General features: G+C 40.1%; 18 protein-coding genes. 17 read left to right on the plus strand and 1 reads right to left on the minus strand.

Annotation, left to right across the window (positions count from 1 at the left end; all coding sequences use genetic code 11):
* The first annotated feature begins 42 nt into the window (after positions 1 to 42).
* The 13 genes from C8270_RS09425 to C8270_RS09480 all read left to right on the plus strand — a co-directional run bounded on the left by C8270_RS09425 (position 43) and on the right by C8270_RS09480 (position 19,709).
* A complete protein-coding gene (locus C8270_RS09425; protein WP_106496585.1) occupies positions 43 to 1,614 on the plus strand; it encodes a plasmid pRiA4b ORF-3 family protein in 1,572 nt (523 codons plus the stop codon).
* A 210-nt stretch (positions 1,615 to 1,824) separates the two neighbouring features.
* Complete coding sequence (locus C8270_RS09430; RefSeq protein WP_106496586.1) at positions 1,825 to 2,682, plus strand: MurR/RpiR family transcriptional regulator; 858 nt, start codon at positions 1,825 to 1,827, stop codon at positions 2,680 to 2,682.
* 2 nt (positions 2,683 to 2,684) lie between these two features.
* Positions 2,685 to 3,602, plus strand: coding sequence for an N-acetylmuramic acid 6-phosphate etherase (gene murQ / locus C8270_RS09435; protein ID WP_106496587.1), 918 nt, complete (start codon positions 2,685 to 2,687; stop codon positions 3,600 to 3,602).
* Positions 3,595 to 4,446 (plus strand): PTS transporter subunit EIIC, encoded by an 852-nt coding sequence (locus C8270_RS20460; RefSeq protein WP_267894843.1) that lies wholly within the window; start codon positions 3,595 to 3,597, stop codon positions 4,444 to 4,446. The genes murQ and C8270_RS20460 overlap by 8 nt, the downstream gene beginning before the upstream one ends.
* Positions 4,443 to 5,525, plus strand: a complete 1,083-nt coding sequence (locus C8270_RS20680) for a glucose PTS transporter subunit IIA (RefSeq protein WP_267894844.1) — start codon at positions 4,443 to 4,445, stop codon at positions 5,523 to 5,525. Before C8270_RS20460 ends, C8270_RS20680 begins: the two co-directional genes overlap by 4 nt.
* 721 nt (positions 5,526 to 6,246) lie before the next feature.
* Positions 6,247 to 7,218: an N-acetylglucosamine kinase gene (locus C8270_RS09445; RefSeq protein ID WP_106496588.1), complete on the plus strand. Its 972-nt coding sequence runs from the start codon at positions 6,247 to 6,249 to the stop codon at positions 7,216 to 7,218.
* A gap of 346 nt (positions 7,219 to 7,564) precedes the next feature.
* Positions 7,565 to 8,923: an ABC transporter substrate-binding protein gene (locus C8270_RS09450; RefSeq protein WP_106496589.1), complete on the plus strand. Its 1,359-nt coding sequence runs from the start codon at positions 7,565 to 7,567 to the stop codon at positions 8,921 to 8,923.
* Between the two features lie 84 nt (positions 8,924 to 9,007).
* Positions 9,008 to 9,901 (plus strand): carbohydrate ABC transporter permease, encoded by an 894-nt coding sequence (locus C8270_RS09455; protein WP_106496590.1) that lies wholly within the window; start codon positions 9,008 to 9,010, stop codon positions 9,899 to 9,901.
* A 22-nt stretch (positions 9,902 to 9,923) separates the two neighbouring features.
* A complete protein-coding gene (locus C8270_RS09460) occupies positions 9,924 to 10,766 on the plus strand; it encodes a carbohydrate ABC transporter permease (RefSeq protein WP_106496591.1) in 843 nt (280 codons plus the stop codon).
* A 235-nt stretch (positions 10,767 to 11,001) separates the two neighbouring features.
* Positions 11,002 to 12,687, plus strand: coding sequence for a zinc ribbon domain-containing protein (locus C8270_RS09465; RefSeq protein WP_106496592.1), 1,686 nt, complete (start codon positions 11,002 to 11,004; stop codon positions 12,685 to 12,687).
* 220 nt (positions 12,688 to 12,907) lie between these two features.
* Positions 12,908 to 14,404, plus strand: coding sequence for a TIGR02677 family protein (locus tag C8270_RS09470; RefSeq protein ID WP_106496593.1), 1,497 nt, complete (start codon positions 12,908 to 12,910; stop codon positions 14,402 to 14,404).
* Complete coding sequence (locus C8270_RS09475; RefSeq protein ID WP_106496594.1) at positions 14,405 to 15,580, plus strand: TIGR02678 family protein; 1,176 nt, start codon at positions 14,405 to 14,407, stop codon at positions 15,578 to 15,580. It abuts the gene before it with no gap.
* Entirely contained in the window at positions 15,564 to 19,709 is a 4,146-nt protein-coding gene (locus C8270_RS09480) for a TIGR02680 family protein (protein WP_106496595.1), read from the plus strand. Before C8270_RS09475 ends, C8270_RS09480 begins: the two co-directional genes overlap by 17 nt.
* 35 nt (positions 19,710 to 19,744) lie before the next feature.
* Here C8270_RS09480 and C8270_RS19945 read toward each other — a convergent pair whose 3' ends face one another.
* A complete protein-coding gene (locus tag C8270_RS19945; RefSeq protein ID WP_158701684.1) occupies positions 19,745 to 19,933 on the minus strand; it encodes a hypothetical protein in 189 nt (62 codons plus the stop codon).
* A 285-nt stretch (positions 19,934 to 20,218) separates the two neighbouring features.
* On the opposite strand from C8270_RS19945, the gene C8270_RS09485 reads away from it, so the two are divergent.
* The 4 genes from C8270_RS09485 to C8270_RS09500 all read left to right on the plus strand — a co-directional run bounded on the left by C8270_RS09485 (position 20,219) and on the right by C8270_RS09500 (position 23,524).
* Entirely contained in the window at positions 20,219 to 21,490 is a 1,272-nt protein-coding gene (locus tag C8270_RS09485) for a TIGR02679 family protein (protein ID WP_106496596.1), read from the plus strand.
* A gap of 181 nt (positions 21,491 to 21,671) precedes the next feature.
* A complete protein-coding gene (locus C8270_RS09490) occupies positions 21,672 to 21,980 on the plus strand; it encodes a hypothetical protein (protein WP_106496597.1) in 309 nt (102 codons plus the stop codon).
* Positions 21,981 to 22,250: 270 nt separating this feature from the next.
* Positions 22,251 to 22,505 carry a hypothetical protein gene (locus tag C8270_RS09495; protein WP_106496598.1) on the plus strand — a complete coding sequence of 85 codons (255 nt, stop codon included), beginning with the start codon at positions 22,251 to 22,253 and terminating at the stop codon, positions 22,503 to 22,505.
* A 101-nt stretch (positions 22,506 to 22,606) separates the two neighbouring features.
* Positions 22,607 to 23,524 carry a DMT family transporter gene (locus tag C8270_RS09500; protein ID WP_234028531.1) on the plus strand — a complete coding sequence of 306 codons (918 nt, stop codon included), beginning with the start codon at positions 22,607 to 22,609 and terminating at the stop codon, positions 23,522 to 23,524.
* Positions 23,525 to 23,637 lie beyond the last annotated feature (113 nt).

Consider the following 23,637-nt stretch of genomic DNA (forward strand, 5'->3'; position numbering starts at 1 on the left):
TCATCTGCCCATATGTTAAACTGAATAAAATGAGGTGAGACGATGATTTTAGAATTAAAAGTAACATTGCGTGATGTGGGTATGCCAGTTTGGCGCAAGCTTCAAGTTGATAGCGGAATAACGTTTGAGGAACTACATGACGTGTTACAGGAAGCATTTGATTGGTCCGACATGCATTTACATAGTTATTTTGTACGAAAAACAAATGGTAAAAAGACAGATGCGATAGAAATAGCGCAGGAAACAGAGATAGATCTAGATACACCAGTAATGCAGGAAACATATCAAGAAAACGAGGAAATTCTTGCTGATTGGTTAAAAAAAGTGAATGATAAAGTAATGTACTTGTACGACTTTGGTGATAACTGGATGCATGAAATTGTACTTATGAAAAAAATTACAGCTGAAAAAGACACCACCTATCCACGCTGTGTCAGTGCAAGAAATGTTGCTCCTCCTGAAGATAGCCGAATGGAAGTTATCATGGAGGAAATTGATTTAACTGTCACTGATTCTAAGCAATTGGTTAAACAAATTAATGAGGATTTACATATCGCATCAGCTGAAGAGCCTATGGAAAATCTACCGGAAGACAAGGAACAAGAATTTGATTTGTGGGAGGACCTACTTTTACATGCAAAGGAATTCCATAAAATGAAGCCATGGAATTACATGGATGATAACCAAATTTTCGCTGTGGTTGATCCGGTTTCAAAAGAACGATTATTTTGCTCGGTTCTGGGTGCTGGCGATGAAACGTTTGGACTAGCTATTTATGTAGGAAAAGCAGGATACACCGCCTTATTAGATATTATGGAAGGTGCCGTTGATGACTTTGACATCGTGTTAAAACAGCGAAGTTTACTGGTTACCTTTGAAGATAGGGAGGACCTGGAAAAGGATGATTATCAGCTGATAAAAACGTACGATATCCCGTTCCGTGGTCGAAAAACATGGCCTGAATTCCGTAGTTTTAAACCAGGATTTGTACCATGGTATATTGATGACGAGGAAGCACGGATGATGAATGTCGTATTAGGACAGGCAATTGAAGTTTGTAATGAAATAAAAGCAGGGTTAGAAATACCGGATGTGTATGAGGATGAGCAAGTATTAACAAAAGTTCCTAAAAAGGCCGATGATGATAACTATGTTTTTGATACCCAAATTCTCTCGTTAGAATGGTATGAGGACAATGAAGCCGAAGAAACACAACTGTCCATCTCCGAATTTGACTTAAAACGAATACAAAAGTTTAGCAAGGTAATGCCCATAACTGTCGAATTTTCCATGCAATATTTAAGCATGCCTGTACAGGATGAAGATAGCGGACGAGGTGTTTTCCCATTGTTTGTAGTAGCTGCTGACCATGATCAAGGATTGGTATTTTATCAAAATTTATTAACCAATGGTTCGGATATTGGTGCATTACAACGGGAGCTTATCAACATGTTATCCGTTGTTAAGGGGGTTCCGGAAAATATTTTGATGGATAGAGAAACTGCAATCACCATGCTTCCTTTAATTGAAAGGACACAATTGTCAGTGGAAGTGGCCGTGGATTTGCCAGTTGTGGAGGAAGTGTTAGAGGGGTTGGAGGATTATTTGGAGTAAGGAAAAGCAACCATGTAAAATGTTCTTTTATCGAAAGGACCTTGGCCATAAGTTATGGTCAGGGCCTTTCTTTTTGTTTACGATTTAGGTACAATGTTTCATGTTTTGAAATTTTATACCATAAATACGTATTATATTGATTTTTTATTTCGACAAGAATATGATTTACATGTAAGCGCTTATATTCTATCTCAGTTGGGGGTATCGATCTTGGACGGAGTTTTATATAAAGTTAGAGAATCTCTTGACTATGTGAAGCCGGCAGAAAAGTCTGTTGCACAGTATATTTTAAAACATCCTGAAGCCGTAGTATCAATGTCAGTAAAAAAATTGGCAGCTGAAAGTTACTCCAGTGCAGCAGCTGTTATGAGATTTTGCCAATCACTTGGTTATAAGGGATTTAGGGAATTTAAATTAAAATTATCAGGAGATCTGTCTGTAATTAATTTACATGATCTGGACAAAGAAACATTAGCCCCTGGTGATTCGATTGAAGATATTATGTCAGTAATAACGAACAATAATATTCAATCATTATTCGATACTCTACAATTGCTTTATAAAGACCAATTAGAACTAGCTTATCACTATTTAGTGAAGGCAAGGAAAATTGATTTTTATGGAGTAGGTTCAAGTTACTTAATTGCTTATGATGCGGTTCAAAAGTTTTCAAGGATTAATAAAATTTGTACCGCATATAGTGATTTTCACATGCAAAAAGTTTCCGCTGTAAATCTATGTGATCAAGATGTTGTTGTAGCAGTATCATACTCTGGTGAGACACCGCAAATTATTGATTGTGCTAAGATTGCTAAATCTCAAGGTGCGAAGGTGATTGCGATTACGAAATATGCTGATTCCACTTTAAGTAAAATGGCGGATGCTGTGTTATTTGTGGCGGCCCAGGAAGACGAATTCAGAAGTGCTGCAATGTCATCAAGAATTGCACAGTTAAATGTGATCGATATGTTATATACAGCATGTGCTTATGAAGATTATGAAAGCGCGCTCACCCATTTGAACCGAACACACCAAGTTATACAACAAAGTAAAAAGGGAGGAAAGTAACCGTGCTAGAAAAACTCACAACTGAAACACGTAATGAAAAGACAATGAAATTAGATGAAATGTCAACCTATGACGTTTTAAAGGTAATGAATGAAGAGGATAAAAAGGTTCCTCAAGCAGTGGAAAAGGAACTAAAATCGATTGAAAAAGCAGTTTCACTCGTAATTGATTCATTCCAGAAAGGTGGCAGGTTGATTTATATTGGTGCTGGGACAAGTGGTCGTCTGGGTATTTTAGACGCGGTGGAATGTCCGCCGACTTTTGGAACCGACTTCGAAATGGTACAAGGACTAATTGCTGGTGGCGAGGGTGCATTAATTAAAGCCGTAGAAGGTGCAGAGGACGATCCTAATCTAGCAGAAATTGATTTACAAAAACTTAATCTAAATGAAAACGACACTGTAGTGGGCTTAGCAGCAAGCGGAAGGACCCCATATGTCATTGGTGGATTATCTTATGGAAAAAAGATCGGGGCGAATATGATAGCTATTAGCTGTAATAAGCATGCAGAAATCGGACGCCATGCAGATGTTTCTATTGAAGTAATGGTAGGACCGGAAGTATTAACGGGGTCAACTCGCTTAAAATCGGGAACAGCACAAAAATTGGTTGTCAACATGATTTCAACAGGGGCAATGATCGGAATTGGAAAAGTTTATGGTAATTTAATGGTTGATGTTCAACTAACCAACAAAAAACTTGAGGAACGCGCAAAAAATATTATCTCATTGGCAACACAAGTTGATTATGAAACAGCTTCTAATTATCTAATATCTGCCAATCATAAACCAAAAGTTGCTATTGTTATGATAGAAAATCAATGCAGCTTTGAAGAAGCAGAACAAAAATTAGTAGATTCGCGCGGTTTTGTCAGTCAGGCTATAGAAGATCCAAATAAAGAAGGTGGGAACAATGAATAATCGAGAACTTGCCCATGCCATTTTAGAGCAATTAAATGGCAAAAAGAATATCGCTAGTTTTGCGAATTGTATTACTCGTTTAAGGGTAAATGTGAAGAATCGTGATAATATCAATCTAGAAAATATTAAACAACTAGATGGTGTATTAGGTGTTATTGACAATGAAACAATTCAAGTAGTACTCGGACCAGGAAAGGTAACAAAGGTTGCTAATGAATTCCGTGATATTACGAACATGGATGAAGAAGAGATGGACACGGAAGAGGAATTCGATGTTGCTGGCGATACTAAGGCAGCATATAAAGCGAAACAAACATCAAGCGTTCAACAAATATTACGTCATATTGGAAACATTTTCGTTCCACTAGTTCCAGGATTTGTAGCATCCGGTTTATTGCTCGGAATTGCCAATCTTATTTTGAACCTTGCAAATCCGGATGCAGGTGTGCTTGATCCTGCTATCCTAGAATCAAATTGGTATTTGTTACTGAAATCAATTGGTGGTTTATTATTTGGATCACTCGGTGTATTTGTCGGAATCAATACGGCAAAAGAATTTAAAGGAACATTGGTACTTGGTGGTATTGCCGGGCTGATGATTTACGCTCCGGTCCTAAATGACATCGGTTCCATGAATTTTTTCGGATTAGATTTACAGATTAGTACTGGTTTAGGTGGTTTATTAGGTGTTGTTGTAGCAGCATATATCTTTGCAAAGATTGAGAACTTTATTCGTAAAAGAACACCTGATAGTCTTGATCTATTATTAACACCATTGGTTACAATTATAATTGGATCTGTCATCACGCTTGTTGTCATTCAACCGCTTGCAGGCTGGATATGAGCGGTATTACTTGGTTCTTAGTTGACGTAATGTTGAAGGTTGGGGGAGTGTTCGGGGGCTATGTGCTAGCTGCAACGTTCTTGCCACTTGTAACGGTTGGTATGCACCAGGGTCTAATTCCAATTCATCTTGAACTTATAAATGGCACTGGTTCAACTACTTTGTTACCGATTTTAGCAATGGCAGGTGCCGGACAAGTAGGGGCGGCAATTGCTATTTATCTAAAAACAAAAGATAAACGTTTGCGGAATACAGTTGCCAACGCCTTGCCCGTAGGTATTCTGGGAATCGGGGAACCACTGATTTACGGGGTTGTACTACCTTTAGGACGACCATTTATCACAGCATGTTTAGGAGCAGGATTTGGTGGTGCATTTTTATCACTTAGCAGTGTTGGTGCAATTTCCGTTGGGCCGTCTGGTTTAGCGTTAATTCCACTAATTGCAGATAACAATTATCTACTTTACATTGCCGGCCTAATTATTTCTTATGCAGGTGGATTCGTTTTAACCTATTTATTTGGATACAAGGAGAAATTGGTTAATAAACTATACAATGATAGTGAAGCGGAAAATACAGTTGAAACGGTAGAAAACAAAAAAGAAGAAAATGTTGATCTAGTTAATGACAAAACAGTTTTCAGTCCATTAACTGGAGCACTTGTCCCACTTGAAGCTGTAAATGATGAGGTATTCTCATCTGGATCTATCGGAAAAGGTACTGCCATTATTCCTACTGATGGTCAGTTACGCGCACCTGTAGACGGAACTGTAACAACGGTGTTTCCAACTGGCCACGCGATCGGTATCACATCTAAGGAAGGTGTTGAAATCCTCATGCACATCGGCCTCGATACTGTGGAATCAGAAGGAAAGTATTTTGATGTGAAAGTCAAAAAGGATGCTGAAGTGGCAAAAGGGGACCTGTTATCAATAATTGATATCGAAGGCATTGCGGATGCTGGTTATGACCTAACTTCACCATTTGTAATTACGAATTCAGGTGACTTTCAATCTATCGTTTGTACGGAGTCCGAAAATATTAAAACAGGTGATTTGCTGCTGACAATAGATCGATAGTTTTGATCTTGTTGTTCTACAAAATCATAAAAAAGGAAATCGTATCTTTTGGGTTTTTTAAACCTGGGATACGATTTTTATTTTTAAGGGATGGGCACCCAATTTGTGTCCCATAATTTGACTAAAGACTACACGAACATATTTCTACCAATGTAAAAATATATTTTTAGATAGGCTGTTTTCGTAAACTTTGTTGCTTTTAATTTCGTAGTTGATATAAAATGCGCAGTAACTTTTATGTGACTTCCTCTCAATCTTTACAAGATGAGTGGAAATCGCGGCTTGGGGGAAATACTCGCTTTCCGTGGGGAACGCTTCAGCCTCCTCGCGAGCAAAAACCGCTCACTGCGGGGTCTTCAGACAGTTCCTTTCCCACAGGAGTCTCGCATTCCCCCCAAGCCTAAGTCTGATTTTCTGTCCGTGGGAGAAGAAAACCACTTAATATTAAAATCATTAACGACTACTCTCAATCCAGAAAATTCTTATCAGCGGAGACAGAATACGTAGACTCCCGCGGAAAGCGAAGTATTCTGGCGGAGCGTATTCAAGCACTCTGTTAATTAGAACAATTGAAGTCCTTGTAATATTCACTATTACGCATTATATAGCTTATGTGTCATAAACAACAAATGTTTTCGGTGGGGCGAGTAATCGCAGTCCCAATCCTTTAGAAAACAGCCTTTAGATAACAAGGAATTTGATAATAAGAGGGTGATTTTTAATGGCCTATGTTATAGGAATTGATGGTGGTGGTACAAATACGAGAGCAGTTTTAGCTGATTTAGGTGGTGAAATTTATGCAACGGCTTTTGCTGGATCAACGAATCCGAATACGGTTTCACAAGAGGTTTTAATGAATACATTTTCTCGTATAATGGGTGAATTAGAAAATGAGGCTCCAAGACAGTATGAACAGGTGATAACTATTTTTGCTGGTATATCGGGATCCAGTGGTGAAATGGCTAAAGAAAAAATAAAGCAAATTATCCATCATATTGTGTCTGAACGAATCAACGTGATTGTTGAAACAGATGCAATAAACGCCTTATATTCCGGTACATACGGAGAATATGGGATGGTTCAAATAGCAGGAACCGGATCCGTAACTTATGGGGTTAACCAATTTCAGCAACAAGGGCGGGTAGGTGGTTGGGGCTATTTAGTTGGTGATGAGGGGAGTGGTTATGCAATTGGTCAGCAAGGGATTGCAGCTTCATTAAAGTCATTCGATGGACGAGGACAAGGAACGGTCTTATTAGAGATGTTGTATGACTATTTTCAAGTGACCAATTGCGAACAGCTAGTAAGTCATATTTATTCCTCATCAAGTCCTAAAAATGAAATCTCATCGGTAGCAAAACTAGTATTTAAGGCGTATAAACAAAAAGATCGTATCGCAGAGGAAATTATAGATGATGCTAGTAAAGATTTGTTGTTAAGTGTAACTACATTATATAAGAAACTATTTATAAATAATGAACGAGTCAAACTTGTACTTTGTGGTGGTATTTTTTCTGATCCGGATATACTCCCATCCCTAATTAAAAGTGGATTAAAAAAGCATATCAATATGGTGAATGTTGTGATTCCTACAATTCCTCCTGTTGGCGGGTCGATTATAGCTGCGTATATTGCAGCAGGCGAAAAAATAAGTGAAAAAACGATACACTGTTTGCAAACCAACTTTAAATAATTAATAGTAAAGAAAAACTATAGAGCGCCACTATATTTATGATTATACATGTATTTATTACTAGTCATCATTTGCCTATATTTAAACTAACTACGAGTAACGTTTCCCTAACCAAATCTAGTTTCACATTATCAGGCATGCCCCAAACAACTCCCACATATAGTTTAAAAAAAAAGAATATTACAAGCCAAAAGCACTATTCATTCCAGTTACCATAAAACCAAAACACCGCAGTATGGGAAAGGAGGTAAACAACATTACCATGAGGAAATTTTTTTAACATGATCAACAATAAATCGCGTTCATGTGCTTCGTATCTGTTTAAAGAACAAAGGGGGCAACTAAATTGAAGAGATGGAAAGGTCGTTTCTGGTTTTTGGCTGTGGCTATTCTCCTGCTTGTATTAACGGTTGCGTGTTCATCGGGTGACGACGAGACAAGTGAAGGGGATAAGTCAAGCGATAATGGTAGCAGTGAAAATGGCGACGGTGAAATTTCCGGTAATCTTGAAATCCAATATTTTGTCGGCGGCTATGGGGATTCATGGTGGAAGGAAGTTATTGGTGATTTTAAAGAGAAGTATCCTGACGTAACAATTACCGAGCATGCTGGTCCAAATATTAACGAAGAAATGCGCTCGCGTTGGGTTTCAGGGGATCCGCCTGATGTTGTGTACATTGATGGGGCAGGTTCAAGCGAGACACAAATGGTGGAAGATGGGCAGCTGATGGATCTATCAGACTGGGTAAAAGATGTGAAATTGGAAGACGGAACACCATTAATGGAGAGTTTTATTGTCGAACCCGCACAATATGATGATGGTAATATCTATAGTTTGCCATTGGTGTTTGATACGTGGGGAACATGGTATGATAAAACACTATTTGACGAAAAAGGGTATGAAGTTCCAACCGATTTTGCTAGTTTCATGGACTCGATGGGCGAGATTAAAGATGAGGAAGATATCGCACCGTTTGTTACTACTGGACAGTATCCATATTACTTCTTGCGTGGGGTGCTATACCCAGCGTTTAGTGCAGCGGGTGGCGAGGAATTGCTTGCTGCTGTGATTGATGGAGAAGAAGGTGCTTGGACAAGTGAACCGGTTTTAGAAGTCATGAAAAAGGTAGAGGAGATGCAAAAAGCCGGCTATATTGATCCTGGTTTTGGTGCAATAAACCATACGCAGTCGCAAATGAATTTCTTGCTTCATGATAATGCATTTATTCCGGTTGGATTCTGGCTGCCGAATGAAATGGAAAAAGATACACCAGAGGACTTTAAATATGGCTTCATTCCATCACCAATGCATGATGAGGGTGAACCGGCTGCTATTGTTCCTGATTTACGCCCGCTTGCCATTGCCAAAGAGGCCGAAAATCCGGAAGCAGCAAAAGCATTTGTCGAGTTCGTTTTCACAAAGGAATATGCAACATTGTTCTCTGAGCATACTGGCGCAATTATGAACTTGACAGGTGTCGATCTGTCAACAAACGAAAATGTACCGGAATATTTAATTGATGCCAATGCCATGATAAACGACCCAGAACAGGTACAAATTTATAATAAACCACATCCAATGAGTGCAGATTTGGAAACGCCGATTAGCGATTCGCTTGTTTCACTGATGCTTGGCAACATTACTGCGGAAGAATTTGTTCAAGAGGCTGAAAAAGCAGCGGAAGAATATCAGAATAGTAAATAGAAACATGAATTTAGGAGTAGAAAGGGTTTGGACTCCCCTTTCTATTCCTTCCAATCATCTGGTTTACACTGGGAGGTGAATCAAATGGTACAGTCAAAAAAGCAAAAGTATCTATTTCTTGCCTTTTGTTTAATCCCGACTTTCATTATGTTTGCTGTTTTTACCCTTTATCCATTATTTAGTGGATTGTACTATTCCTTTTTTGATTGGTCAGGGTCAGCAGAAAGCAAGGAATTCATCGGTTTGGCTAATTACATAAAACTGTTTCAAGATGCGATTATTCCAGACACGATTATGCATGACTATTTCCTTGTGGTGACGAAGGTTATTGGCATTATGATTCTCGCCATGTTTTTTGCTGTTGCCTTAACACAATTAAAAATAAAAGAAGCACCATTCTATCGGATTATCTTTTTCTTTCCTAATATCATGTCAGTTGTCGTTATTGGTATACTGTGGACGTTTATTTATAACCCAAGTATGGGCTTCATCAATTCTGGGTTGGAATTTCTCGGCCTTGAGGAATGGGCTAAACCTTGGCTTGGGAATGAAAAATGGGCATTGCCAAGTTTAGTTTTACCTTCGATTTGGGCTGGTATCGGTTTGTTCATGTTAATGCTAATGGGCGGAATAGCGAATGTCTCGAAAAGCTATTATGAAGCTGCGGAGATTGATGGGGCTAGTGAATGGCAACAATTTTGGAAGGTGACATTGCCACTTGTTTGGCCACAAATAAAAATATCTGTTCTTTATATCGTTATTACTACGTTGAATGGTTCCTTTATCATTGTTCAAGTCATGACGGGTGGGGGACCAAATAATGCAACACATGTAATGGGCTCATACCTCTATCAGCAAGCATTTAAACAATATAACTTTGGTTATGGAGCAACAATTGGTGTGATGATTTTAATCCTTTCCTTACTAACAGTGTTAATCCTGCAATTCTTCATGCGAAGGGATAAAGTAGAATACTAACTATAGGAAGGAGGAAATGAACGTGAAGCGAAGTGTTGGCCAAATTCTCGGACGAACAGGGATACGAATTCCCTTGATTTTATGGACGATAGCAGTGCTGTATCCGATTTTTTGGATGTTTATCGGTTCGTTTAAATCAAATGCCGAGATTTATAAGAATCCATGGGGTTTTCCAGAGACATGGAATTTCCAAAACTTTATTGATGCCTGGACCAATTATAATATTGATACGAGCGTGTTTAATAGTTTAATTGTTACTACGGTAGGTTCAATTCTGACATTGGTACTTGCGATCCCGACTGCTTATGCTATTGAACGATTGAATTTTCGTGGCAGTAAGGTATTGTTTACAATATATGTTTCCGCCATGATGATTCCGATGGTTTTAGGTTGGATCCCTTTGTTTTTCCTATTGATGGATTTAAATCTACTGGATAATATCTATGGATTGGCAGTCGTTTATGCGGTAAGTCAGCTGCCGTTCACAATTTTTGTATTAACCAGTTTCATGAGTACGATCCCGAAGTCGTTGGAGGAATCAGCGGCAATGGATGGGATAACACCATATGGGGTTTTGTGGAAAATTATTACACCACTCACAATGTCGGGGATTATAACGGTAACCATTATGAATGCGATCCAATTCTGGAATGAGTACTTCATGGCATTAATTTTCTTACAATCGGAAGGGAACTATACATTAGCTTTGGCGATTGATTTTATTAGTAATGAAGCACAATATACAAACGCATGGGGGACGTTATTTGCTGGTCTTGTGATTGCGATCGTTCCGGTTATTATATTGTACGCCATTTTCCAACAGCGGATTGCGAAGGGGATGACAGAAGGGGCAATTAAAGGATGATAGAAGCGGCAACCGGCTTTTACGGGTGTCGCTTTTGACATTGGAAGAGAAGACGAAAATTTATCAAAATAGGCTTCGATCCTATCCTATACTTTCGGTCAATAACGACTTTAGGACCTAATTCCTATTTCGAACTTAATCCAAATATCCCCTCCAATATTGGTATTTATATAGTATAATAGCACTATCGTTTTCTTAACATTTGATAAATAGCGAAAATGCAAGGGGGAATTTCATGAAATTTTGTAAGCATTGTGGAGGGGAACTTGCTGAACATGCGAAGTTCTGTAAGCATTGCGGTCAGGATCTAACGAATCGTAGCAAGTCTGATGAAGAAAAGTCAGCAAACAACTTGGAGGATCTTGTGGATAAAGGAAATAGTGAAGAGATTCAGGCTGACGATACGGGGCACAATGATGAGAAAACTTCTAACCAAGAAGACCAACCTATTCCTGAAAACAAACAAACCGAGAATGAAATTGAAGGTGGTTTAGGTCAGAAGTCGAAGCCCCCTAAACAGCCAAAGCAGCCTGTACAGGGCGGATTAGCTGTCTCTAAAAAAACGGGAAATAGTCAACCGGTTAAAAAGCTATCCAAGCAGGCTAAAATATCGATGGCAATTGCAGGAGCACTTATTGTTTTATTATTTATTGCCTATCAGGTTGGTGCGTCCATGACATCCAAGGAAAAGGTTATTGAAAAGTTTGAGGATGCCATTACGCAAAAGGATGCAGGTACTGTTGCTGGACTGTTGGAAGCCGATGGTAAAATTACGATTAATAAAGAATCGGTGCAGGGTTTTATTGATTATTACGGAGAAAATCCAAGTGAATTTGCTTATATGATGGATCATTTGCAAGATCAAGTAAAGCAGTATGACAAGAATTCGGATCTGGCCAAGGCGAATGATGATGGTTATGATTACGCTGTTAATTTAATTGAAGATGGTAAAAAGTTTCTGGTGTATGACAATTATTCTATTCAGGTAAGCCCAGTATATTTCGAAGTTTATACGAACTACAAAGATACGGATATTTTATTAAACGATGAGGTCATTGTAACTTCTGACAAAGACGAGTTTATCCAAGAAGTAGGTCCGTTTCTTCCTGGTACATACACATTTACCGCAACATATAAAAATGATTTTGTAGAACTGAGTACGGAAACAGAAAGTATCAACTTTGACCCAGGATATTCGGATCATGTTGACCTTGGTATTGAAGGGGAAGAGGTAACATTCAGGAAACCATTTGGCGAGGAGTTGAACAATGTAAAACTTTATATTAATGGTGAAGACACTGGAATCAATATAATGGAACAAGATACATTTGGGCCATTGCTCACGGATGGTTCAGTTACAGCGTCATTTGAAGGTGAATTTCCTTGGGGTACAATGAAAACAGATGAAGTACCAATTGATTCGTATTATGTTGAAGCCGATTTTGCGGTTAACGATGATGTGAGGCAGGCGATGAAGGATACAATTATTAAGTTTAATCAAGAATTTTTAGCAGCAGCAACAACTGCTGATAAGAAGAAATTAACCGTAGCTTCAGAAGACCTTGTAAAAGATATTATTGATGACGCTAAAAATGCGAAGGAAAATGAAAAGTATTATAAAGGTAAATTTGTAGGGGTTGACTTTAATTCGGATTCCTTTGAGATAACGAATTATGGTGACGGCTGGACGGTAGAAGTAGAAACAGCAACACTTTATGAACAGGATACTTGGTATGGAGAGGATGAAAAACCAAAACTGGAAGAGGTTTTGGAGCAATATGGCTATGAACTGATTTATGATAAGGACAATGAGCAATGGAAGGTGGACAATATTGGCTGGGCAGCCTCAATCGATAGCGACAAAAAAGTCGAACATCGTGAGAAGAATCCAAAGGTGTTTACGTCTGCCTGGTTGAAGTAATCTGCTTGCTTAAAAGTGCTTGGGTTAGGGCCTAAGCACTTTTTTATGCTTTAAAGGGGCATGGAGATTGGAATGCTTAAGCCGCCCCCCGTAAAGCGAGGTATATATACGGGTGCGGGGCAGAATGCAGCATATTATCCACATTGAGATTTCCTTCCATAGACAGATCACGTAAGACAAATTAAAATAGAAGAAAGTCGAAAATTGTAGGTGAGTACACATGCATGTGCAACCATTTAGAAAAGTTACCGAAGCAAGTTATTTAACGGCAGAAAAGGCTTGGAGTTATCGGGCTATTTTGCGTTACTTTTTTATACAGCATGAGCGGATGCGCGAATTTCTTTTTCCTGAAGAAATTTATGCCTATTTAAAGGATTTACAGGGATTTGGTGATTATACAGAAGAACAGTTACATCAAGATTTGGATCAGCTTGTCAAATGGAACAACCTGATTGCCCGGCAAGAAATGGGACGAGCACATACGATAGAAGAGTTTAAAAAGAAGAAGTTTCGCTATCAATGTACCCCATACACGGTTGAATTTGAACGGATGCTTGTGGAAATGGAAAAAGGTGGCGAGGTCTTTGGTGGGTCACTGGAAAAGAAAGAGTTCGAACGGTTATATCAAGCACTTGTTGAGGTTGAATCGATTTTGAAAAAAGATTCACTCCCACCTGCTGATGAATGTTCACAGCTGTGGAATGATGTGTTTACGTATTTTCGGGCGATAACGAAAAACACCTCTGACTATATTGCCCATATTAACAGTGAAGAAGCCGAGGAACGAATGCAAACAGAATCGTTTTTGGCTTATAAAGATCAATTCACCACCTATTTGCGCGATTTTATTATTGGCCTGAAACAAACAGCGTTAAAAATTCAGCAGCTCTTGGAAATTGTGACGTCAGAGCAACTCACACCACTGATTAACCAGGTAATCATCCATCAGCAGCAGGTCCCAAGATTTGAAGACCTTGGTTTGGATGAAAGGGAACAAGTCGATGAGCAACAACAAAAATGGCAGACGCTGATTACGTGGTTCCTAGGAAATGTGCATGGTGAAAGTGAGTATGAAATGCTAGAATTACGGACAAACGAGCAAATTCGCCGCATTACAAGAGTTGTCCAGCGTTTGGGTGAGCGTCACCAGTATTTTCGTAGTCGGAAAAAGGATTATTTACATCTGGCAAAATGGTTTGATTCTTTTGATACTGTAAAGGAAGCGCACGAATTATCAGCGGTTGCATTCGGAGTTTTTCACACACGGCATTTATTTAGCGACCATGTTCCGACCGATGATATTTACACGGACATTTGGGACGAACAGCCGATTACACATGAGACAAAGCCACGGATTCGTAATTATCGAGAAAAAACGCGCGCCGGTGCGATTGTTAGTCAACAACAGAAAAAAGAAGCAGCACGTCAAGAATATTTGCGGGATAAATTGGCAGAGCAAGAGGCATTGGAGAAGTATATGCAGGGTAACGAAATACGTTTAGATGCACTTCCTGTGATTGAAACCCACGTTCGGAAAATGTTGTTAGGCTGGATTGGCAAGGCGATGGCAAAGAAAGACCATACGTTTAAAACGGAACATGGACGGAATGTGAAGGTTTTGGTTGCAAAAGATGAACGAATCCTGTTACATGCAGAAGATGGCGTAATGGAAATGCCTGCTGTAACATTTCAGTTTATGGACGAGGTGAACGTATAAATGGAAGCTAATATTTTTGATGATAAAGCACAGACAGCACTAAGGCTGTTATTGGAAAAGTTCTGGATACTTCGGTCAAAAGAACCTGAATTGTATCAACTCGTCCGTGAACGGGAAAAAGTGTTGAAACGATATGTTGATGAGAAGTTTGGCTTTGATCTAATTGTACATCAGCATTTTATTAAACTGGAGAAAATCCCTGTTGAGGCAAAAAGCTGGATGGGGATGCAGGAATTTCAGGAACCGCGTGATTATGCGATGTTTTGCTGTGCGCTGGCGTTTACGGAAAATCGCTCGGTTGATGAGCAATTTTTACTTTCGGATATTTGCGAGGACATCAAGGATCTGTATCCAGGCGAATTACCACTTGATTGGACGAACTATAACCATCGTAAATCACTTGTAAGGGTGATTAGGCAGCTAGAAAAATTATCAATCCTAACATCGGTGGAAGGGGAAATCGAGCAGTTTGCCATGAACGAGGAGCAGGAAGTTCTCTACGAAGTTACGGTGTATGCACGTTATTTCATGCGATCGTATCCGAAAGATTTATTTGAATATAATTCCGCAGATGAGATTTTGCACAGTGAATGGGCACGGCATGAGGCTGATGAACGGCGTAAGCGGGTATATCGTAAACTCTTAATTTCTCCAGTTGTTCATCGGGAGAGTGAGGATGATCCTGATTTCGCATACATTCGAAACTACCGGAATCGATTGCGCGATGATTTGGAGGAACACACGATGTTTCGTTTTGAGGTATTTAAAAATGCTGCACTGCTCGTGACCGATGAGAAAAAGCAAGAACTGACCCTGTTTCCAGACCAAAAGGCAATCATGGATGTAGCACTTCATTTTGCAGCTTATTTACGTGAACGGTTAAACGAATACCCACTTGATGCACTAGGAAACATCCGTTTGACAAAGGTTATGTTTGAGCAGATTGTTACAAATTTACATGCGTTATACGGAAAGGGCTGGAGCAAGCAATATCGTGAAGGAACAATTAACAGCACAATGAACGAACTGATTGTTTTGCTAGAGGACTGGGAAATGCTAGAAATAGAGGCTGTGACGAATGCGTATATTTTGAAACCGTTATTCGGTAGGTTTGCTGGAAGATTTCCAAAAGACTTCGAGGCTAAGGAGGGTCAAACACATGATGAAGCAAAATAAATGGAAAATGAACCGGGCTGGATTGTTGAACTTTTGGTACTATGACAATGAAATTTTTGACTTTGCCGATGGGAAGTTATTACTCCGCGGAAGTAACGGATCAGGGAAGTCGGTGACGATGCAAAGTATTTTACCTGTTTTATTGGACGGAAAAAAATCCCCTGACAGGCTTGACCCATTTGGCTCGAAGGCGCGGAAAATGGAAGACTACTTGTTAGGTGAAAAGGATATTGTTGACCGTGATGAGCGGACAGGTTATTTATTTCTCGAGTATAAGCGGGAAGATACGAATCAATATATCACGACCGGAATCGGCTTACAGGCACGCCGGCACAAGACGATGAATTTTTGGGGCTTTGTCATTACGGATAATCGTCGCATCGGCAAAGATTTTGACCTATATGAAGTTGAACGTAATGCTGGTGAAAAACAGCAGATTCCTTTATCCCGTGTGCAATTGGAGAATCGAATCGGTACTGGTGGGCATGTTGTTAGAACACAGGGCGATTATATGAAACTGGTAAATAAGTATATTTTTGGCTTTGAAACGATCGAGGCATACGAGGATTTGATCAAATTATTGATTCAATTACGTAGTCCGAAGCTATCAAAGGATTTTAAGCCGACTGTTATTTATGAAATTTTGGAAGCGGCATTGCCACCATTAACAGATGAAGATTTACGTCATTTATCAGATACGATTGAACATATGGACCAGACAAAGCAACAGATCGAACAACTAGAGCGTGAGCACCAAGCGCTGGACAAGTTAATCAAACGCTATGATGCCTACAATGAATATGGTATCGCTGACAAAGCACACGAGTACGTACAGGCAAAAAAACGATTTGCAAAAGTGGAACATGTTGCACAGGAGAAAATGAACACGGAGGCGGTACTTGGTCAGGAGATTAGCGAACTTGGTGAGCGTAATCGGGAGCTTGAGCAATCGGTTGAAGTGTTGGAGCAAAAACGGACACGTCTGCAAAATCACAAAGTATGGAATTTAGAACAGGAACGAACCGATGAACAGCATGCACTACATGAAGCAGAAAGTGAGTTTGCTAAAAAGGATCAACAAGTGACAGATAAAAAGCGCCAGGAACTTACGACAAAAGAGGAATTGGAAAAGCTGGATGGAGAACTTGAAGAGAATGAACAGAAAATTGCTGATATGCTGCTTGATTTGCAGGCTGATGCAGATGAAGCAGCATTTGGACAGCATGCATTAAATGAGCAGGATTTCACTCGAAATAAAGCAGGAGATTTTGATTTTACGGTTTGGAGCCAGGAAGCAGAAAATCACTATCAAAAGCTCGAAATGATTAGTGAGCAATTACGTACGTATGAGCAGTTGAAACAACGGATTGTTGATTTCCAGAAAAAAATTGCCGATAAGCAGTTAGATGTCGATAAGGCAAGACAGGAAGAAAAAGACTGGCAGGCTATTTTTGAAAAAGATAAGCAGGATAAGTTGCATGCAATATACAAGTGGACCGAGCAATATTCCTTCTTTACTGTTGACGATGAAGTATTGCGGAAAGCATCTCGAAGTATTGATCAACTCTATGAACCGTATTCCTACGAGACGATTCGTCAGCCGTTTATTCAGGTGAATAATGAATACCAATTGGCCATGAACGAAACAATTGCGACAAAGAAAAGCAAGCTAGCTGAATTAAAGACGGTAATGGAAGAAAAAGAAATGGAACTTGCCGAGTGGAAAGCTAAACGTGATCCAGAGCCACCGAATCAGCAGGAAGCAACGAAAGAAGCGCGCCGGATTTTACGTGAGGGTGGGCATGCATTTGTTCCGTTTTATGAAGCAGTTGAGTTTCAGGAACATGTCACAGATGATGTGCGAAACCGGATGGAGGCAGCATTACTTGATAGTGGATTGCTTGATGCGTTAATCACAGCAGAGGGTACCCCGATTACACATGATCGTGTTATTCAAACGCGGCCGAACATGATGGCCCACACACTTGCGGATTACTTAATGCCAGATTTAGAAGCTGATGCAGCTATATCTGCGGTGATGGTTGATGAGGTATTGCGAAGTATCTTGGTCGATGATATGGCGGAAGATGCAAGTTTGCAAATTCAGGAAAATGGCGCCTATCAAATCGGTCTACTGCAAGGCCATGCGGTACCAGTTGAAGCGGTAAGATTTATCGGACGCAATGCTCGAAAACGCTATCGGGAAGAACAGATAGCACGAATTACGAATGAAATTTCTTTGTTAATGGAAGAACAACAGGAAGTAACTCGCTCGATTGATGAGTTATACGATAAAATTCAAGCGGCACGTGATGCTATGGAACTTTTCCCAAATGATGAAGATCTGCAAGTTAGTTTCCAACAAATGAAGGAAAAACGGTTTTTAATTGATCAATTAGGTAAAGATTTGCAGCGGCTTGATGAAGAAATGCAGGTAACATCGCATGAATTCCATGACGTAAAGCGGGGATTGGATACGAAAACACGGGATCTTAATGTGGCATTCTCCTATGGTGCATATGCAGAAGCAAAGCAAGTGATGCGTCGCTATGAAAAAGATCTACAGACGTTAATTACCGTTCATACAAGTTACCGCCATCAGCAAAAGAATATAAAGCAATTGCAGCAACGTTTAGATGAACTAAGTTTAGAAGTGGATGATTTGAATGGGGAATTGAATCTGCTGAGCGATAAAAAGACTAGGATTTCACACAATATTACCGAAATCGAGAAGCAGTTGGAATTACATGGAGCAGCAGATATTCGAAAGCAAATCCAAGATGTTCAAGCATCACTGCAATCGGCAAATCGGGAGCTCACTGAAAATAACTCCGTATTGCCGCGTAAGGAAGCAAAATGCGAAACATTGCAAGCGGAAATTGATCAGCAAAAACAAAGAATGCACTTTCTGGAGCAACTGATCGAGGCATGGTATGAGGCCTTTTCTCAAGAAGTAAATTATGGATTTATTACGTTCCCAGATGATCTAGACTCGAACGATTCTCGAGCTGTTTGGGTTGATAAAACGTATAAACAAGTGCTGAAGGAAAAGGATAAGGCAAAAATTGAAGGCCAGCTAACAAGTGCATTTTTCGAACAACAAACGGATTTAATGGAATACCGGATGACGGATACCCAAGTACCAGCACTCGATTTTCCATGGATGAATGACGAATGGACCGATGAACAGCAAATTCAGATAAATAATTGGCGACAAAAAGCAACAAGGCGCTTGATCCAACTTGATTTTCAAGGAAAGCGTGTAAGTCCGTATTACATTCAAGAAACAGTTGAAAAAGATCAATTGCGCCAACAGAATCTATTGGACGATCAGGATCGCAAACTTTATGAAGAAATTTTATTCGATTCGGTCGGAAAAAAACTTCGTAGTCGGATCGGACGCGCCCAAAACTGGACGGAGAAAATGAATAAGTTAATGGAAAACAGTGATTCTTCATCAGGTCTCGCATTCTCGATTCGTTGGAAACCGCGAACAGCTGAAACTGAAGCAGAACTTGACACAAAAGAACTTGTCGACTTACTGCGCCGCGACCCGCGTTTACTGAAAGATGAGGACATCGATCAAGTAATTGACCACTTCCGCTCGAAAATTGACCGGGCTAAAGAAATCGTTGAAATGAAAGGGGAAGGAAACACACTCTTGCAGGTGCTGAAAGATGTGCTTGATTATCGCAACTGGTTCTCGTTTGTTTTGTCATTTAAGCGGGAAGGCGAGCCAAAACGAGAGTTAACAAATCATGCCTTTTATCAATTCAGTGGTGGAGAAAAAGCAATGGCAATGTACATTCCATTGTTTACCGCGTGTTATTCCCGTTATTTGGAAGCGGACGAAACAGCACCATATATTATTTCATTGGACGAAGCATTTGCCGGGGTTGATGAAGATAATATCAGTGTCATGTTCCGCATCGTCGAGGAACTTGGATTTGACTATATGATGAATTCGCAGGTGCTATGGGGAGATTATGAGACGATACCCTCCTTATCGATTTGTGAACTCGTTCGTCCGAAGAATAAAGATTTCGTAACCGTAATTCGTTATCATTGGGATGGAAATAAGCGGTCACTAGTTGTGGATGATGAAGCTGCGGCGACACGTGAGGTTTGATTAGGAAGAAAGCTGCGTCATCGGTAGTCGCGCACTCAGGCCGAGAAGTCGCGCACTCGGGCCGCAAAGTCGCGCACTCGGACCGAAAAGTCGCGCACCCGTGCCGCAAAGTCGCGCACTCGGGCCGAGAAGTCGCGCACTCGGGCCGCAAAGTCGCGCACTCGGGCCGAGAAGTCGCGCACTCGGACCGAAAAGTCGCGCACCCGGGCGAAGAAGTCGTGCACTCAGGCCGAGAAGTCGCGCACTCAGGCCGCAAAGTCGCGCACCCGTGCCGCAAAGTCGCGCACTCAGGCCGAGAAGTCGCGCACTCGGGCCGAAAAGTCGCGCACTCGGACCGAAAAGTCGCGCGCTCGGGCCAAGAAGTCGTGCACTCAGGCCGAGAAGTCGCGCACTCAGGCCGAGAAGTCGCGCACTCGGGCGAAGAAGTCGTGCACTCAGGCCGAGAAGTCGCGCACACCCGGCTCGAACTCGCTTATCAACCACAAAAAAATTTAATTCGAGGGATTACCATGAGAAATGATATACAACAAGCAACAGCATTTTTTAAAAGTGAAAAAGCATATCAATCACTTTTTGAGCAATTCCGGAAAAAATATGAATCACTCGGCCGTATTGGGGGAACCATCCCCGTTCGGTTGTTTTCTCGTAATGAACTTGAGGTAATTGGCAGATTTTTCGGTATGTCAGCGGACAAGCTGGAGGCAAAAAAGTCGATTTCCGTTGTGGCATTTGAGCAACAGCTTCAGGATACGCGCTTTCAAGGTGTAAGTTTGAAGCAACTACTCGACACTTATTTTGGTGAGGTGGTTATTTCTAAAAAGCAGTTGAAACAAAACAAGGAAGAAAAATTGCATACACTTTTATGTAGTTTAAAAGAAAAATATCCTGTCATGACATTCTGGCTCGATCATCTTTCAGGCTCACCTGTGGAAGGTCGCTGGATTCTTAGGATCGCAGAGGATGATCCGCACCAATTTTCTCAGTTGATTGGCGTATTGGCAACAGCTCTCGATTCGTTGCCTGCTACAGCTGAACGGCTTCCAATGTTCAGTCAGCGTATCACAGCCGACCCACACGCATTTGATTTGCATACCGATCTTGGAAAAATGTTGCTACACGTTTTAGCTATTAAGATGAATGGCGAGATTAGCGTGCCATCTAGCACCGAAGCAGTTAATGAGCTGTTGAAAAACTATCACATTTACCGTGATGATTTACTGAATTTCGTCACCTGTGCTGGGTTCTATGCGGAAACTAGGGGAGCTGTTCATCCAGTATGGCAGGCTGCGGTGGACTACCATACAGTGCAAAATATTCCATTGCGTGAACTGACCTCGGTCGATCGTGTTTACCCGGCAAAAGGAAGTGATGTATGGATCGTTGAAAATTCAGGTGTTTGCTCCACATTATTGGATTACAAACCTGACATGACTATCATTTGCACGAATGGCCAGTTTAAACTAGCGGCATTAATGTTGATGGACTTATTAGTGGAAGAAGGATGTACCCTTCATTATGCTGGTGATTTCGATCCAGAAGGACTTGGTATGGCACAAAGGCTGTTGGATAGGTATCCTAATCATGCCAAACTATGGCGGATGAATCTTGCAGCCTATCAGAAAACTGCACCAGTGAAGGAATTAACTGCTGAGCGTTTGGAGAAATTGCATGGGATTACAAATGATGAATTAAGTTTGGTTGCTGATGAGATGCGAATCTTGGGAAAAGCTGGGTATCAGGAAGCATTGGTTGAGTTGATGGTGGAAGATGTAAGTGAGTGATTCGGTGAGCGTTAAAATTGGACAATATGCTTCGTGAAGCGACACAAATGTGTTTTTTGTTCTAGAAGAAAAAACCTTCTTTTCCACCCTAATTACCAGTGAAATTTCATATTATGTTCGCTTGTTGAAAAATGTCGACCATGCTACTATTAATACACTAACAATAAAGGGGGCGAATAGTGTGCGTGAGATAACGATGGAAGATCTATTTCAAGCCATTCATGATTTGTCAGCTGATGTAAAGAATGTGCAAGGGGAAACGACCAATATAAAAACGGAAATCAAAGAAATAAAGTCAGAAATGAAAGACATGCAAGCCGAAATGAAAGAAATGAAGTCAGAAACGAAAAGCATTAAAATAGAAATGAAAGACATGAAAGATGAACTAAAACAGGATATTCGAAAAGTAGATCAAAAGGTTACAATTCTCTCCAATGATATTTTAGAAGCCAAAGCTGACATAACACTATTGCAAAAGGAAGTTTACTAAAGTCTCCACAGAAAAAGCCTTTTTTACATTTAATGCCCACCTAGCATAGTGAAAAATCAGGAATAAAGTAACAGTACAACTACCTTCTCCTAAACTTGATGCTAGCCAATTTTTGTTACCGCTGTTGCGTGAAATCACTTCATTCTTGTTGAACAATCAAAAAAGAACATAGACAGATTTACCCATTATGGAATACATGTTTCGTTCAAAAGACACTTGTAGGTATATCGAGCTCGTGCTATGATTAGCGTGATGTTAGGGGGGAATATGTTGACCAAGGAGTTAATGGAAGACTTACTGCAGGCGATCATAGGCATGGCGGATGAAGTAAAAGATTTACAAACTAGCGGAATTCATTTGGATGAACTTGTTGCAGATATAGAAGTAAGAATGAATGATGTAGGATTGGATTTAAATGGATTGCAGCAAAACATTCGAAAAATTGATCAGAACATTAACCTAGTGGTAGAAGAACTTTTGAAAAGACGGGTTACCAAGCCAATCATACAAAGAACAGCAAACTAAAGCGTGCAACGGCAGGCTTATTTTTTTTGGTCACTTTTGGTTGGTCAATCCTGAGTGAACTGCTATCATAAATACAAGTCTAGCAATCTAGGGGGATTAAATTGCAAAGTCAAACCAATCGTTTTACCACCATATTGCAAAAAAATAAAGTCATTATGTGGTTGCTAATTCTAACTGTTACAATCCTTTGGGGGTATGCATGGGTCCTAATGAAGGAAGTGCTTGCCTATATGGGGCCTTTTACTTTTTCATCATTTCGATTTGGCACAGGTTCGATTGTGTTACTACTAATTGTATGGCTGTCCCAAAAAGGTTTTCCGCTAAAGAAATACTGGAAACAGTTGCTTATTCAGGGAATTTTACAGACATCCATTGTTTTTCTGCTTGTTATGTATGGTCTTCGATTTGTAGATGCGGGTAAATCCTCCGTGTTGTTGTATTCAATGCCCATGTGGAGCAGTCTGCTTGCGGCAAAATTCCTAAACGAGAAATTGACACCAGCAAAGTTTATCGGTTTGCTTATTGGCATGATGGGACTTTTGACAATTTTAGGCTGGGATATTTGGATTGGTCAAAATATCCAGGTCCTTTTTGGCGAAATCTTAATCATTATTGCTGCGATTTCATGGGCAATTTCTAATGTGTATTATCGTATCAAACTCCAACACTTACCACAGCTGCAGGTCAATGCCTATCAAATGCTTTTCGGCACAATCGGTATAATTATTGCAACGTTATTTATGGAATGGAATCAGCCAATCGATCTCAACATACATAGTATCTACTATATTTTATTTACAGGTATATTGGCATCTGCACTATGTTTTACGGTCTGGTTTCTTATTTTAAGTTTGATTGATATGGTAACGGCGACAATATCAACGCTGCTTGTCCCGATATTCGGGCTGTTTTTCAGCAGTCTCATTATTGATGAAAAAATGTCTATTGGTGTGATAACCGGTTCTGGGCTGATTATTTTGGGGATTATTGTTGCGCAGGTGACGAAGAAGAAGGAGTAACAGCAACTGTAAACTTTTGTACAGAACGGTATCTTGGGCTGCTTTAGAAGATTTGATTATAATAGTTCTTATAATCAATTCCCTAAACAATTTTTAACTTCAGCCGATATAAA

The sequence above is a fragment of the Lentibacillus sp. Marseille-P4043 genome (genome assembly GCF_900258515.1).
Taxonomy (GTDB): Bacteria; Bacillota; Bacilli; order Bacillales; family Amphibacillaceae; genus Lentibacillus_C.